Annotated in this window: 15 protein-coding genes; 10 read left to right on the forward strand and 5 right to left on the reverse strand. The window is 38.8% G+C overall.

Features of this window, described 5'->3' with window-relative positions; genetic code table 11:
- Position 1: 1 nt before the first annotated feature.
- Positions 2-568, reverse strand: a complete 567-nt coding sequence (locus QUF86_RS16245; RefSeq protein ID WP_289334871.1) for a DUF2238 domain-containing protein — start codon at positions 566-568, stop codon at positions 2-4.
- Positions 569-734: 166 nt separating this feature from the next.
- A complete protein-coding gene (locus tag QUF86_RS16250) occupies positions 735-950 on the reverse strand; it encodes a GerAB/ArcD/ProY family transporter (protein WP_353957694.1) in 216 nt (71 codons plus the stop codon).
- Between the two features lie 209 nt (positions 951-1,159).
- On the opposite strand from QUF86_RS16250, the gene QUF86_RS28620 reads away from it, so the two are divergent.
- The 3 genes from QUF86_RS28620 to QUF86_RS16260 all read left to right on the forward strand — a co-directional run bounded on the left by QUF86_RS28620 (position 1,160) and on the right by QUF86_RS16260 (position 4,768).
- A complete protein-coding gene (locus QUF86_RS28620) occupies positions 1,160-1,534 on the forward strand; it encodes a GerAB/ArcD/ProY family transporter (protein WP_353957695.1) in 375 nt (124 codons plus the stop codon).
- A gap of 661 nt (positions 1,535-2,195) precedes the next feature.
- Positions 2,196-3,389 carry a M14 family zinc carboxypeptidase gene (locus QUF86_RS16255; RefSeq protein ID WP_289334872.1) on the forward strand — a complete coding sequence of 398 codons (1,194 nt, stop codon included), beginning with the start codon at positions 2,196-2,198 and terminating at the stop codon, positions 3,387-3,389.
- A 314-nt stretch (positions 3,390-3,703) separates the two neighbouring features.
- Entirely contained in the window at positions 3,704-4,768 is a 1,065-nt protein-coding gene (locus QUF86_RS16260) for a M14 family zinc carboxypeptidase (protein ID WP_289315916.1), read from the forward strand.
- A 641-nt stretch (positions 4,769-5,409) separates the two neighbouring features.
- Here the strand turns inward: QUF86_RS16260 and speB are convergent.
- Positions 5,410-6,378: an agmatinase gene (gene speB, locus QUF86_RS16265; RefSeq protein ID WP_289315917.1), complete on the reverse strand. Its 969-nt coding sequence runs from the start codon at positions 6,376-6,378 to the stop codon at positions 5,410-5,412.
- 401 nt (positions 6,379-6,779) lie between these two features.
- Here speB and QUF86_RS16270 point away from each other — a divergent pair, with 401 nt between their 5' ends.
- On the forward strand, positions 6,780-8,126 hold the full coding sequence (locus QUF86_RS16270) for an APC family permease (protein WP_289315918.1): 1,347 nt from the start codon (positions 6,780-6,782) through the stop codon (positions 8,124-8,126).
- 295 nt (positions 8,127-8,421) lie between these two features.
- Here the strand turns inward: QUF86_RS16270 and QUF86_RS16275 are convergent, their stop codons facing one another.
- Positions 8,422-8,952, reverse strand: coding sequence for a MurR/RpiR family transcriptional regulator (locus QUF86_RS16275; protein ID WP_289334874.1), 531 nt, complete (start codon positions 8,950-8,952; stop codon positions 8,422-8,424).
- Positions 8,953-9,395: 443 nt separating this feature from the next.
- Between QUF86_RS16275 and QUF86_RS16280 the strand changes: the two genes are divergently transcribed.
- The 3 genes from QUF86_RS16280 to QUF86_RS16290 are packed head-to-tail and all read left to right on the forward strand — an operon-like array spanning position 9,396 to position 11,264.
- Positions 9,396-10,673: a Glu/Leu/Phe/Val family dehydrogenase gene (locus QUF86_RS16280; RefSeq protein WP_289315920.1), complete on the forward strand. Its 1,278-nt coding sequence runs from the start codon at positions 9,396-9,398 to the stop codon at positions 10,671-10,673.
- A gap of 34 nt (positions 10,674-10,707) precedes the next feature.
- Positions 10,708-10,998, forward strand: coding sequence for an SAV0927 family protein (locus QUF86_RS16285; protein WP_289315921.1), 291 nt, complete (start codon positions 10,708-10,710; stop codon positions 10,996-10,998).
- Positions 10,999-11,015: 17 nt separating this feature from the next.
- Positions 11,016-11,264, forward strand: a complete 249-nt coding sequence (locus QUF86_RS16290; RefSeq protein WP_289315922.1) for a biotin/lipoyl attachment domain-containing protein — start codon at positions 11,016-11,018, stop codon at positions 11,262-11,264.
- Positions 11,265-11,336: 72 nt separating this feature from the next.
- Here QUF86_RS16290 and QUF86_RS16295 read toward each other — a convergent pair whose 3' ends face one another.
- A complete protein-coding gene (locus QUF86_RS16295; RefSeq protein WP_289315923.1) occupies positions 11,337-12,077 on the reverse strand; it encodes an IclR family transcriptional regulator in 741 nt (246 codons plus the stop codon).
- A 175-nt stretch (positions 12,078-12,252) separates the two neighbouring features.
- On the opposite strand from QUF86_RS16295, the gene QUF86_RS16300 reads away from it, so the two are divergent.
- The 3 genes from QUF86_RS16300 (at position 12,253) to QUF86_RS16310 (ending at position 15,584) form a co-directional block, all read left to right on the forward strand.
- Positions 12,253-13,110 carry a dimethylarginine dimethylaminohydrolase family protein gene (locus tag QUF86_RS16300; RefSeq protein ID WP_289336237.1) on the forward strand — a complete coding sequence of 286 codons (858 nt, stop codon included), beginning with the start codon at positions 12,253-12,255 and terminating at the stop codon, positions 13,108-13,110.
- 15 nt (positions 13,111-13,125) lie between these two features.
- On the forward strand, positions 13,126-13,890 hold the full coding sequence (locus QUF86_RS16305; RefSeq protein WP_483313956.1) for a dimethylarginine dimethylaminohydrolase family protein: 765 nt from the start codon (positions 13,126-13,128) through the stop codon (positions 13,888-13,890).
- 77 nt (positions 13,891-13,967) lie between these two features.
- On the forward strand, positions 13,968-15,584 hold the full coding sequence (locus QUF86_RS16310; protein ID WP_289334875.1) for a M20/M25/M40 family metallo-hydrolase: 1,617 nt from the start codon (positions 13,968-13,970) through the stop codon (positions 15,582-15,584).
- Positions 15,585-15,761 lie beyond the last annotated feature (177 nt).

The following is a 15,761-nucleotide window of genomic DNA, read 5'->3' on the forward strand; positions in this document are numbered from 1 at the left end:
ATTATAATTTTGATTTTTTTATACTGGAATAACTGGAGATAAGCAGACCGCCGATAAGACCGAAAATTATATCGTACATGGTATCTTTATTACCGCCTCGCTGCATGGTATGAGTAAAAGTTAGATCCCCTACATACTCATAGACTTCCCAAAGGACAGTGGCAAGGACTGCAAGTGAGAGTACAAAAAGAAAGGTGACCCACCTTGATATATCTTTTCTCGACTTTTGAGGGATGAATTGTTTATAAAGAGCAATTCCAATAAGACCCACGAAAATACCCTTGTAGAAGTGAAGGGTAGAGTCCCACCATTTTAAATCTACATAAAAATTTGCGATTGACCCTAAAAATGACGTACAGAAAACAAAAACATAATAACCGATTATGATTGGAATGTTAAAAGGATTATTTTTTACAAATAGTAATGAAATGGGCAACGCACTTACCAATATTCCCCCTAAAGCTACCATCCATCGGGAAGAATCATCTTTTATGAGGTAAAAGATGAGTAAAACAGTCATGAATACTATAAAAACCAGACTAAGTATAATGATTATTTTATGTTTCAATATATCACCTCATTCGTAATTTCATTACGATCATATCCAATTTATCCTTAATGCAACCTTCAATATCTGATAAAGATCATTATACGCAGCTAACTTTCATTGTTTATTTGGCTGGAGAGATGCTTTCTGATAATAGTCTCGATTTCAATCTCGGGGTAATTAGTTATTAAAAGAGATCAGGATATAAATTTCCCACTCTGATGAAGAGCCATACAAAAATTAATACAACTCCTGTGCCAAGTAATGCAGCAAGAAACGCATCCTGCTTTGCAAAACCAGCTAAAGGAGAAGGAGTATGTAAAATAACCGTTCCAACCGAATACAAAAGGATTAAAATCATCAATTGATGTGATGAAATTTTGAAACTACCAGGTATTCTGATTCACCTTTTTGTTTGTTCCTTCCTTTTTAATACTCCTTAGTTTTGGCTTTTCATGTTCAAGTTATTCAAATAACCAATTAATTTGAAACAATTAATGATCATTACATTAATTTTATTTGAATGGATTTAATTGCATCCAAGGTGAAAACATATTTTTAACATCTTTTGATTAGAGGGGGCTAGCATTGAGATCTCGAGTTCCTATCCCATTGAGGAAGTTAACTATCCTAACCTATCCTTCTTATAAACTGGGGATGAGGATTCGCATTGGTAATTTTTTTGAAAGGGTCGAGGTCATTGCGGCCTTCATTTGGATTTTTACAGAATATTTTAAGTTGACCATATGTTTTTATGGACTCGCCTTAGGACTAGCTCAATTGCTAGGTCTGCAAAATTACAAGATTCTTCTTTTCCCATTAGCTTTTCTAATTCTCACTTTTACAATCTTTTCGCATCCCGATATAGTGCATTATCAAAACTTTATGTCTATAGCCTGGACACCTTTTTCCTTAACCATTTGTTTTTTTATGCCGTTATTATTATTAATGATTGGAAAAATAAGAAAAAAATTAGAGAAGCCCTAATGTAAAGAAAGGTAGTTTTGACGGTTTCCAGTAGCTTAAGGTGTATCATTGGATGTCCCAGTGGATGCTGATGTTAGATATACCCGAAGCTCAAACAGTAAACGAATCGAAACAGGTCAACAAATTTAACTTGCCATGTAAATTTTTGATAAGAAAAGGCACTACGATGGATTAACTGTGATGTTATAGTAGTACAAATTATCAATTCGACTATTACAAGCCAATATCAGCAACAATTCGTGATACACATGTCGCGGATTTTTTTACGTTGGAAAATTGGGCTTCTTTCATAAAAAGAGGATGTAATCACGATCTGAACAAGGGAGCGTAGCACCCATCTAATAGTTACTTGTCCATTTCAATATTCTTCCTGCTTCATAGAATAAAACCAGTACATAAGAATAGGGGGAGGGAAATTGAGTAAAAGCAGAAGGATAAAAAATGTCTGACATTCTCTTTTTTTGCTGCTTTTCATCGCTTAGGATTGAATGAAAATTCGGCTGGAAGGGCATTGCGAATTTTTTCAATGGCGAACCATTTCAACTATTATGTCCTAAATCATAAAAAAAGCCATATTACGACATCAAATTCCAACATATTTCTACTTTGCCAAATTGTATAATGAGACAGAAGAATACTTTAAGGGAGTGATCGTTGTAATATGAAAAACAGAAAAATTGTTTCAACACTAGGAGTTTTCGTTTTATCGGCGAGTATTGCGGCACCGACATTGGCAGCAAAAGAAACATCCCCAGCAACACCTAGTCAACAAACTTATTCCGTTTCAGGTTTTACAGACCATGCTGAACTAGGGAAAAAGCTAGAACAAATTGCAAGTGATAGCCAAGGTAAAGTGAAAGTGGATGTAGCTGGATATTCCAATAGAAATAGAGAAATCTATAAAGCATCCGTGGGGACAGGTGAAAAAGTAGTTTTAATTCAAAGTGAGATCCATGGAAATGAGAAGACTGGTACGGAAGCCATCTTGAATATCTTGAAGTTTTTGGGGACCAATTCTCCTGAAGCGGAGAAAATTCGCAAAGAAATTACCCTTGTCGCTTTGCCTAAAATAAATCCGGATGCTGCTGAATTAAACCGTCGGGGTAATGATATGACCTGGGCGGAGGTAGTGGAACAATTTCCACAACTGGCTGGAGCCAAACCATCTTGGAACTATTATACATATAAAGATGAATCATTTGATTACGAGTCCAAACCTGGATTCGATGTCAATCGCGACTTTAATCCTGATTTGAATTATAACCCTCAAGCTAAAGACTTCCCTGGAAAATCATCCACCCCCGGTTGGTTCATAACACCTGAATCACAAGCATCACGTGATGTTTACAAGTCTCTAATTAAGCAATATGGGAAGGTGGAGATTTTTGTGGACTTGCACCACCAAGCTCCCTATTATGAAATCGATGGGACCGATGATTTAGTCACATACTCGATTTCCGGTCAATTTGTTCCGGATCCAAGAACACCTTCAGGACAAGCGTATGCCAAATATGCAAAAAACTATAATTATGATTTTTCCAGACAATTAAATGTAGCGGTATACAATGCTATGAAACAACAAGGTAATTCTCCATTTGGAAATATATCCTTATATCCGCAAAACCAAAACCTTCCTGGAACGGCACTAGGAGCCTTTGCTTTAAACGGAAGTGGGACAGTACTTTTTGAAGTAAGGGGCCAAACACAATCCTTTGGCCAAAAGAAAAAAGGCATGCTTACTAAAGCAGTGGAAAGTGGGTTATATGGGATAATTGACGGTGTTACTGATGGATCTGTATATAAAATAAATCCGGAACAATACGAGTCAATTCCCCTGACGGAGGGCAGGCAATAAAAAAATAAAATTGAGTGGGAAAAGATATTCATTTTAACTTCCAGTATAGGATTGAAGTAACCAGACGGATACCCGCCTGGTTTTTCTTCATGATCGATTTTGATGAATTTTTCACTTAACCCTTTCAGGAACAACACAGGCAGAACATTTTTTTGAGAGAATCGCCTTTGTAAATGAAGTCCTTTCAACGGTTATTGTTTAATAAATGAAATTAGTTGGAAACATAGTTATTTTTGACTATTAACACAAAGTGTTAAAAATGTCAGAATATTAATAAGGTTATATTAATTGTTAAATTAATAAGGAGGGGTTTTATGAGTTTTAAGAAGAGAGTTCTAACAGTTTCATTATCTAGTTTAATGACTTTAAGCGCAGTAACAGCTGTTGCGCTACCAGTCGGAGCGGTTGGAAATGGCCCAAGTGCTGGAAATGGTCAAGTTACAACTTCAAATCTACATACATATGAAAGCTTGGTAAGTTATCTTGAAACCCAGGATGCTAAACAAGAAAGGTTGGCACTGGAAGTAATCGGGGAAACGGTAAAAGGGAGAGATATTTACCTAGCTAAGTATATTTCAAATCCTAAAAACCCAACTATACTATTTTTAACTCAACAGCATGGAAATGAACAACTGACTACTGAGGGTGCACTCGAATTCATTAAACATCTAGGCACGAATAAGACTAAAGGTTTATTGGACAATGTTAATATTCTGATCATCCCTATGTTAAATGCAGATGGGGCAATGGGAGATGTTAATTTCCCTCTTGATGACTATTTAGCAAAAGGTGATCGACATCTAACCAGGGCAAATGCAAACGGGATTGACTTGAACCGTGAGCATGATAAAAAAACTGATCAAATGCAAGTCGAGGTAAAAGCTTTACACGAAAATGTATTTGCGAAATATGATATAGATTACATGATAGATTTACATCATCAAGGGACGTTAAGCGAAACGGATGGTGAACTTGTTTCAGGTTCCATTCTTTATCCTACAAACGCTAACGTAAAGCCAGAAGTGTTAGAAGCTTCAAAAAAACTGGGTGCTGTTGTATATAACTCAATTGAACCTGCTGGTTGGGGCCATATTGGTAAATATGATGGCGGTTCAGGAGAAAATATAGGTCGTAACGGTGCAGCTGTTCGTTATGATATTGCCACTCTGTTATTTGAGATGCGAGGTATGTCTGACCACAATGTCGAGTCAGTGGCACTTGGACAAAAAAGTAATGGTTATCTAATAAAGCAAACGGTAACCACTTTGGATGCAGCTGTCAGAGCTCTTGCCGATGATTCTATTGAAACTATTGATGCAGGCTTTTGGGACACCCTGCCAACACAATACAATCGTCCTGGGGCAGAATCAGACGAATAAACTAACGGCATGTCAGACTGTAGACAAACTTGAAGAAAAGCGAGTTTGCCTGCAGTTTTTTTATTTGAAATAGGTTCCAGTTGTTTTCAGAAATCCGTTTCCTTTCCGCCAAGCCTCCTCACCGCAAGCATCTTTGGTGTCAAGGCAGCCACTTATTAGGCAGGAGTGTCGCAAATTTCTTCAATCTAGTAAGGTTTCATCCCATTTAAAACAGTAAAAAATCATGGAGTATAACCAAGTCATGCATTAAAACCATATCATTCCCTCGGTAAAATCTCTGAAAGGGATTGAGATCATTCGAACAACACCATTGTGTCGAAAAAACATCCCATTCTTACAAATGGGATGTTTTTTGTGGTCTGTACCCTATGAAATCGGAACAGGATGAGATACGAATTATCCAACATGAAGTAAACTTGGATTTTCTAGAAGCCTAACTTTTTAATCAGTTGATATGACATTATTTTCAGTGAATATAGCAGGATTATATAAAAAGATGACATTGAAAAAAAGCATCCGCTTTCACCCAAGCAGATGCTTTTTGAATTTCAGGAATTTTTTATTTTGTACTTAGCTCGGTAAATGGGTAACGATAACAGTTCGACCTGGATGGCCATTCTTTAAAAGTTGGAGTTTTCATCCTATAGACTATTTTGGGTTAAATTCTCCTTTTTTTGTTCTTCTTTTAATTGTAAGGCTACTAAACTGGCAAAGTCATGAATGATGGTGGCTGCCAATAGTGATGTGATTTGTGTTGGATCATATGGTGGGAGGACTTCCACCAGGTCGAATCCAATAAAATTGAATCCTTGCAGAGAACGTATCATCTGTAGGGTTTCAAAGCTATTTAGACCGCCAACCTCCAAAGTGCCAGTACCAGGAGCACAGGATGGATCGACAAAATCAATATCAAAGCTCAAGAAACATGGTGTATCCCCAATGGTTTTCTTGACTTCCTTCACGACATCTTCGATTCCTCTTTCCTTCAGCTGGGGCGTAGTTATCACATTGTAGCCTAGATCGGTACTGGAATCTATATCTCCTGGATGATTGAGCGTACCTCTAATCCCAATCTGGAAAACTTTATCCGTTTGGAGCAAACCTTCCTCATATGCACGGATAAACGGGGAACCATGCCAATATTTCTCATCATAATAAGTATCCCAGGTATCTGTATGTGAATCAAAATGGAGAAGTGCAACTGGCCCGTGTATTTTTGCGGCAGCTCTTAGATTAGCCAATGTTACTGAATGATCTCCTCCGATGCCTATTGGAATGATCCCATTTTTCATTAAGTCTGCCATAGCCTTTTCAATTAACTCATAGCTTCGGTGTATATTATGGGGGATCACTGAAACATCCCCAATATCAATAGCATTACATTCGTCAAAAGGGAACACCTTTTGAATGGGATGATAAGGAAACAAGGTCATGGATGCCTGGCGGACTGCCTGTGGTGCAAACCGGGCTCCTACCCTGAAGGAAGCAGCTGTATCAAAAGGCAAACCTACCACTGCCAATCTGGCATTTTCTCTTGAAGAAGGTAAGCGCATAAATGATCCTGTCGTACAGAACTCTGGTTTAACATCAGGGGATAAAGGATATTTCATTTTTGTATTCCTCCATTTTCTTATAACTTTAATAGTTTTTAAACTCATATAGGTATTTATGCAATTACCATGCCAAGTCACAGGCAGTGATTTCTTCCGGTTTCTAACCAGGTATCATGTGCTTGGAATATGCAAGGGCGAATAATTTATGGGAATTTGAATCGCCAATTTAAAGATGCTGAACAACTTAATTCCTATGAATCAATCCAATGCAGTCAAGAATACGGGAAATTTAGTGCATTTCTCGCGTATTTCATTTATCGAAGTAAACCGTTATCATTTGGCACAAAACTTGCATTAAGGTATACAGTTGAAATTTTTTTAAGAGGGAGGTATTGAAGTTTTTCTATTTAAGAATATTGATCCTACTATTTGAAAGCGGTTGCAAGGAGGAATGATAGGTGGAAAATGAGGTTACATTGAAAAGAACGCTGAAATTATGGCAAATTGTTATGATGGGGTTAGCTTATATGACACCCATGGTCGTATTTGATACATTTGGCATTGTTTCTGGGATCACGGACGGCCATGTGCCGACTGCTTATATCGTTGCATTGGTGGGGATGCTTTTTACAGCCGCAAGCTATGGAAAACTGGTAAAGGTTTTTCCTGCTGCAGGTTCTGCCTACACTTATACGCAAAAGGCCATTAACCGGCATTTAGGATTCCTGGTAGGATGGTCTTCGTTGTTAGACTATCTATTTTTACCTATGGTAAATGCATTGTTGACCAAAATTTATCTCACAGCATTATTTCCAGGAGTCCCAACATGGGTATGGGTAGTATCTTTCGTAGCAATCGTCACCATTCTCAATCTCCGGAGCGTCAATGTACTTGCTAACTTTAATGCTCTATTTGTTTTAATTCAGATTGCCATCATGGCAGTGTTCATCATTCTTGTTGTCAAAGGTTTGCACAATGGGGAAGGTACGGGTGAAGTGTTTACAATAAAGCCTTTCGTAGATGGGGGAATGGACTATTCGGCAATAATAACCGGAGCCACGATTCTTTGTTTTTCCTTTTTGGGTTTTGATGCGGTGACGACACTATCCGAGGAAACGCCAGATCCGAAAAAAACGATTCCAAAAGCGATATTTTTAACTGCACTTTGGGGTGGAATCATCTTCATTACCTCTTCTTTCTTCATTCAGCTCTTTTTTCCGGATATATCCCGTTTTAAGGAACCGGATGCTGCGTTACCGGAAATCGCCCTTTATGTAGGCGGAAAGCTATTTCAATCCATTTTTCTGTGTACGACTCTCGTCAATACGCTAGCATCGGGACTGGCATCGCATGCCAGTGTATCCCGTCTTTTGTATGTTATGGGCCGTGATAAAGTGTTTCCGGAAAAATGGTTTGGATTCATTCACCCTAAGTGGAAAACGCCAGCCATTAATGTACTCATAGTTGGGGTCATTTCATTGTCCGCGTTATTCTTTGATTTAGTGACAGCCACATCACTGATCAACTTTGGTGCATTAATGGCCTTTACCTTTGTAAATCTGTCAGTGATCAGCCATTTTATCATTCGTGAAAAGAAGCATCGAACTATGAAGGGATGTATCCAATACTTAATTATGCCGTTAATCGGAGCTATAGCTATTGGCATTCTCTGGATCAATCTAGAGACAAATTCACTAATAATGGGAACCGGCTGGTTTATTATTGGGTTTTGTTATCTATTATATATCACAAAGGCATTCCGAAAGGCTCCTCCCCAATATCAAGTTGAAGAAATTCAGCTATAAGACTTTGCAAGGAAAAACGCATTCTAAAAAGGATGCGTTTTTTTATCATCATTTTTTATATATGCAATCCTGAAATGCTTATTAATTATTACATATGTCTGGAAGAGTGTAACTGATATAGCAAAAGTGTTCAAAGTTGAAACCAATATTAATAGGGTGATAGAAAAGAATAATGTGCATGACTAATTATTTTTGATTACATGACTATATAAAATTAGCATGCAAGTTTGATGAGTTTTGTTTAGGATGGTTTACGCCTCTTAACGAAATGTAGTAAAACACATCCTTAAACAGGCTATCTTCTTAGACGTAGAATTTCTTCACGTGCTTTTTGATAATTATCTATGGTTTGTTTATCGATTCGATGAAAAACACTTAAATAAAGAGCATCAACCATGTTAAGTTGCATGATTCTAGATGCTATACTACCGATTCGGTGATCATGTTCGATGTCAGGAAAACAAAGTTGTATACTTGCTATTTTCAATAAAGGAGACTTTGTATAAGCGGTTATTGCTAATACTGGTACGTTTATCTTTTTTGCATATGAAGCCATCTCCAATACATCTTTTGTTTTGCCAGATGTGGAAAAAAGAACTAATGCATCTTCTGATGTGAAATTGGAAATATAGGAAATCACTGTATGAAAGTCAGTGTTCATTCCTGTAGTAACGCCAAGTTTAGCGAATTTATTACTGGCATCCAACGCAGCAGTAGAGGAGCCCCCGACACCAAAAAATGCAATTTTCTTTGCTTGGCTTAAGCATTCTACTGCTTTTTCAAACTCTTTCTTGTTCAGAGTTTGTCCTAAAGAGTCTAAAGCCAATTTATTGCTCATAGTTACTTTTTGGAAAAGTTGATAGGGAGTATCATTTTCACGTAGTAAAGAAAGATCATTAAAGAAGTTTCAATATATATTTTGAGTATTTTTCTTTTAGGTTTAACAGTCGGTTCCTTGGACTGACTGCCGTTGATTAGACTTATACCATCATCTGGCATCTGCTACAGATCAACGCTTTCTTTTTCAGGATAAACAAAAAAAGAGCACTCAATGAATGTTTTTACATTTATCGGGTGCTCTTTTTTGTATTTAATCATTATTTTTACGTATGCAATCCTGAATTGCCTATGAATTAATACATATGTGTCTGGATGATTGCTGGTGCCGATGATGATTGCAAATGGCGGTATATGACTAACGACACTATGTTTTCAAAGCTGGCATGAAAGTTGCTTAATACTTTATAAGAATAAAAGAGAGGTGCTAAAATGACAGGGAAAATTAAGGTGATTGAAAAACGGCAATTGGATAACCCACTGCAAGAATTCCAGGATATCTTAAAAGAAGCCATTCATGTTTTGGGCTATCCAGATCTGGTTTTTGACTTTTTAAAAACGCCAATGCGTTTTTTGGAAGTCTGTATTCCTATTCAAATGGATAATGGGGAGACAAGGATGTTTCAAGGGTATCGGGCTCAACATAATGATGCAGCCGGTCCAACGAAAGGGGGGATTCGTTTTCACCCGGATGTCACTCCAGAAGAAGTTAAGGCTTTGGCGGGTTGGATGAGTTTGAAATGCGGAATAACCGATCTTCCATATGGAGGGGCAAAGGGCGGCATTGTATGTGATCCAAGACAGATGAGTTCGTCTGAGCTAGAACGATTAAGCAGAGGGTATGTCAGGGCAGTCAGCCAAATAGTGGGACCTACAAAGGATATTCCGGCACCAGATATGTATACGAATTCTCAAATCATGGCCTGGATGCTAGATGAATACGATCACATAAGGGAATTCGATTCACCCGGCTTTATTACAGGAAAGCCACTGAGATTAGGGGGATCGAAAGGCAGGGAAAAGGCTACTTCTAAAGGAGTATTATATACACTTCAAATGATAAGTGATTTAAAGGGGATTCCAATTGAAGGCATGCGGGTAATCATCCAGGGATTCGGGAATGTCGGCAGTCATTTAGCCATGTATTTACATGAAATGGGGGCAAAGATTGTCGGAATAGCGGATGAACTTGGAGGATTATACGATCCGAATGGCTTAGACATTCCTTACCTTTTGGAGAACAGGGACTCTTTTGGTGTCGTATCGAATTTATACAAAGATTCATTATCCAATCAAGAATTATTGGAAAAAGAGTGTGATGTGCTGATTCCTGCAGCTATTAGCGGAGTGGTAAATAAAGATAATGCAAAACGATTAAAATGTGAAATCCTGATCGAAGCAGCAAATGGGCCGACAACAAAAGAAGCGATCAAGATTCTCGATGAAAAAGGTATAGTGGTAGTTCCGGATATTTTGGCGAATTCAGGAGGGGTGATAGTCTCGTATTTTGAATGGTGCCAGAATAACCAAGGTTATTACTGGACGGAAGAGCTTGTGGATGAACGATTGAAGGAAAAAATAACAGCCAGCTTTTTGAATGTCTACCATACTTCCCAAAAATATTCTGTGAACATGAAAGTAGCTGCTTATATTGAAGGGATTCACAAAATAGCAGAAGCATCCCGGCTTCGAGGTTGGGTCAGGTTCTGAACGAATTAGGGCTTACAAGAAAGGGGGCAATCCGTTGAATTTTGATATTCTTTCGGAAAATAAAGAAAACCAGGCTATTCATCATTATTGCTTATTGTCACAAGATTATAGATATGATGTGACCATTGTTTATTCGGCCCAGTTTTTCGGTAAAGCAATGGTGACTTCCATTCAAAGCGGAAGAATGATTCTGCTGTGTGCCAATGATATTAATTTAGATCAGTACTGGGCTCCGACCCTTGGCATTGAACAAGAAGATATACCTGAGTTCCAAAACTTTCTCGATTTAGTCTTACAATCACCATTTCATTTTGAAGAATACTGAAGGAAGGAATGATGTAAATGTATGTTGATGTGATTCTTAGTCCATGTGATGGCAGGGTTGAAAAAATTTCAATATCCAAAAATTCCAGATTTTACGAATGGGAACAGTTATTTCAGATTAAGAAGGAAGATGGACGTGTGGAAATCATTGATATTGGTGTCAGCGGGGAGATAGAGTCATTGGAGGTATTGGAGGGGGAACCAGTGGTGGCCGGGGAGGTCCTCGCCTATTTTAAAGAAGATTTATTCGTGACAGGAAGCGATTAATATAAAACGAAAAGAAGATGAAATGATTCATCTTCTTTTCGTTTTATCCGATAATCCGCCCTGCTCCATTATTCATTGACCCCTATACCCCAATTTTGACGAAACCCGATTGCCGGTTTCCATCACATTCTTAATGAGGAAATCAAGTCTTTCTTCTGTCAGGTTAAAGCTGACAAAACCAATGCTCACTGCCCCGTGCACTTCCCCAAAATGGTTAAGTATCGGAACGGCTACAGAACATGTTCCTTCTGTCCTTTCGCTGTGACTGATTCCATGTCCCTTCATTTTAGTCTCTTGCAATATATCCCAAAATGCTGCTCTTTCTTTAATGGGCAAAAGAACATCTACGATTTTTTTCGTTTGATTATATGGCATATAGGCGAGCATCACTTTATTGGCAGCTCCAATATGCATAGGGACGCGTGAACCAAGCTGATCATAAACCCGGATTTGGCTTTTTTCACTGTCGATTCGTTCAATAACGAGTGACTCCATACCTATTGGCTGGCTAAGATAGACGCTTTCCTCCACTTTGTTCATCAGCCTTTCCAGTTCAGGCCTAATTTGACTGATGTAATCCATTTTGTCATACATACGCAAACCATATTCGAGCCAAATATTCCCTAAACCATATTGTTTAGATTGTCCGTCCTGTTGAATTAATCCATGCTTGGACATTGCTTTTAACAAACGATGCATGGAACTGACAGGAAGATCACATTCTTGAGAAAGTTCCGTAATCGACAGCCAGTTTTCCGATGAATTGGAAACTAGCACCTTTATGACGTTCATGGCACGGTCAATAGATTGCATAACAAACCACCTATCTTTCATCACAAGTTGAATAACATGAGGATTTATTTGAATATTTAAAACATATTGACATTATAGCAAAAATAATTTTATAATTAAAGAAAAATTCCTATTAGCGGAAATGTTTTCCGTTATGCGGAAAAATGAGGGGGAGCCAGTGACATATTGTTCGTCTATGTACAAACCATTGGAACGTGTCATTGTAAAACATCCGAGCGATGCTTTTATCAGTCAAGAGCATTTAAGCCAAGCATGGCGGAACTTTAACTTTGCGTCAGAGCCAGATTTCAAAGAAGCCCTAAAAGAGTATGGTGACTTTATTTCCATTTTGGAGAAATATGTTCCAAACATCGATTATTTGCCAGCATCTTCGGTAGTAGGGATTGACTCCTTATATGCGCATGACCCGGTAAAATTCACAAGCGAAGGAGCCATTATTTTAAAGTCCGGGAAAGAATTGAGGCAGCCTGAGGCTAATGTATACAAGGATTTTTGTAAGGAAAAAAACATCCCGATCATTGGGTATTTAACGGGTGATGCGGTCGCGGATGGCGGTGATATCGTTTGGCTTGATGATAAGACCCTTGTTGTCGGACATGGTTATCGTACAAACGCTGAAGCCATTCGGCAATTAAAAGAAATGACCGCTCATCTAGTGGATGAATTCATCGTAGTTCAGCTTCCGCATGATCAAGGCGAGGCAGAGTGTCTCCATCTTATGTCTTTCATCAGTATGGTCGACCATGATTTAGCGGTAGTTCATTCTCGCCTAATGCCAGTATTTTTCAGAAAATTACTTATTGAACGGGGCATTCAGCTTATCGAAGTGCCGGATGATGAGTACTTGAACTTAGGCTGCAATGTGCTCGCCATTGCTCCGCGGGTTTGCGTAATGTCTTCTGGTAACGCTTACACAAAGCAAAAGCTTCTTGATGCAGGGGCAACAGTTTATGAATACAAAGGAACTGAAATCAGTTACAAAGGCACTGGCGGTCCAACCTGTTTAACTTGCCCTGTGGTGCGTACAATATAAATGATGGGGGATTTAATTTTGTATAAACATGTAATTGTAAAAACACCAGGGAAAAGCTATGTAAATGGATTAACAACATCCGACCTTGGCACGCCAGATTATGAAAAAGTATTGCAACAGCATGCTTCTTACGTGGAAGCTTTGAAAAAATGTGGGGTGTCAGTTACACACTTGCCGGCAAGCGAGGAGTTTCCAGATTCAACATTCGTTGAAGATACCGCCGTTCTGACTCAGGAATTTGCAGTCATTACTAATCCAGGTGATGTTTCCAGAAACAGTGAAATAAAAGAAATTGAGTCGGTTCTGAAGGGTTTTTATGCTAATTTTCACTATATAAACGCTCCAGGCACATTAGATGGGGGAGATGTCCTTCAAGTCGATGATCAATTTTTTATCGGTATTTCGAATCGTACAAACGAGGAAGGTGCACGCCAGTTAAAGGAAATTTTAAAATCAGAAGGGTATAAAGGGACGATTGTTCCATTAAAAGAGTTCTTCCATCTGAAAACAGGAATAGCCTACCTAGGAAATGACTTGATAGTTGCAGCAGGTGAATTCCTCGACCATCCCAATTTTGCCCAATACAAGAAAATCACTGTTTCAGCAGAAGACGAATACTCAGCAAACTGCATCCTCGTAAATGACTATGTGATTATTCCGAAGGGATATGAAGAGACGACCCGTCGATTGAATGAAGTTGGTTTTAAAACGATTGAGCTGGACATGTCGGAGTTTCAAAAGCAGGATGGTGGATTGAGCTGTTTGTCACTGCGGTTTTAAACATCGGAGAATTTCGATAAAAGTGTTTCTTCCCACTAATTCTCTAATATTAGATGAAAATCGGAAAGGGGATTTCAATGAGTCAATTACTATGGGGTACTCCGGAAACGCTTCGTGCTTTGTTATGTGAACTTGTTAGCTGGGAAAGCCGTACACTTACAATGGGGGAAAGCACGTTTCCTTATAAGTTACAAGAGAAATTAAGAGAGCTTGATTATTTTAAAAGGAATCCGGCGTACTTATCGCTTCACGAAGCTGATTTAGGGAGAAATTTTGTCAATGCCTTTTATAAACATCCTGAAGCAAAGGAGACAGTTGTATTAATTAGCCATTTTGATACAGTTCATACTGAAGAATACGGTGATCTTGAGTCTCTCGCTTTTCAACCAGAGGAGCTCACGAAAAAACTTCATGATCGGAAAGATGATCTCCCGGAAGAAGCGCGCATTGATCTTGAATCGGGAAAGTACTTGTTTGGCAGGGGAACGATGGATATGAAAATGGGGCTTGCCCTTCACATGGCTATCATCGAAAAGGCAAGCATTGAACAATGGCCGATCAATCTCCTGCTGTTAACGGTTCCTGATGAGGAAGTGAATTCTGCGGGAATGAGGGCTGCAGTTAAAGAACTTGTGACCTTACGTGATAAATATGACATTTCCTATAAAATGTTTTTAAATAGTGAACCATCCTTTTCACAGAAACCGGGCGATGATAATCATTATATTTATTCTGGAACGTTGGGAAAAATCATGCCAGCTGCTCTTTTTTATGGGAAGGAAACTCACGTGGGTGAACCATTAAAGGGGATAACTGCCAACTATATAGCCTCGTTTCTTACGCAACTCATGGAGTGGAACACTCTTTTTCAGGAAAGTGATCTTGGCGAGGAAACACCTTTACCCGTATCGCTTCAGCAAAAAGATTTGAAACTGCAATATTCAACACAGACACCTTATCTTGCAGCCGCGCTATATAATGTTTTCATCATGAAAAGAAGCGCTGCAGAAATTATGGATTTATTCGAGCAGGTTGCAAAGGAAGCAGCGATGAAATGCAATGAATCATATAAAGCTCTTTGCCAGCGTGAACAAATTGAAGGTGTAGGAGAAGTAAAAGTATTGCGCTACGAAAAGTTACTTTCTTATGCCGAGGGGAAATTTGGCGGCAATTTTGTTGAACAAATCAAAAGTGAAGTAAAAGGGAACATGGATTTGGATGAGCGGGAAAAATCACTGCGAATCGCTGAAAAACTGATGATACAATGTCAGGAGCTTGCACCCGCCATTGTATTGCTGTTTGCACCGCCATATTACCCAGCCGTCAATACGTCAGATGATCCGCTTATCATAAATTCCGTGAAATTAATTAAGGAAACTGCCAGTTTACTTGATGAAGAAGTCAGCCAAATTCATTATTTCAATGGTATTTGCGATTTAAGCTATGTTCATTATCGTGAGGGGTCTGATGGCTGGACGGCTTTTGAAAAGAATACGCCAGTCTGGGGCGATACTTACAGCATTCCTTTTGCTGATATGCAAAGACTTCAGGCACCCGTGCTCAATGTGGGTCCGTTCGGCAAGGATGCACACCAGCGTACTGAGCGCCTTCACATTGATAGTGCCTTCGTCCATACGCCCGTTATGCTGGAGAAGTTAATAAAGAGTATGTTTAAGTGCTTGGTTGAGAAGTGATGGAGGGATCCTATCCCTTCGACAGGAAAACTGGATTAAAAGTATTAAACTTTAACTGGGGGTATTTATATGAATGACCTGCCTAATGGTCAAATCACTTCCGAGCCGCTTAATCAGAAAAATAAGCCACTTAACCAGCTAACGGAGTTACCGGAAAAAGGGATAAATCCTTTTGTA

This window comes from Peribacillus sp. NJ11, from assembly GCF_030348405.1.
Classification (GTDB): domain Bacteria; phylum Bacillota; class Bacilli; order Bacillales; family DSM-1321; genus Peribacillus.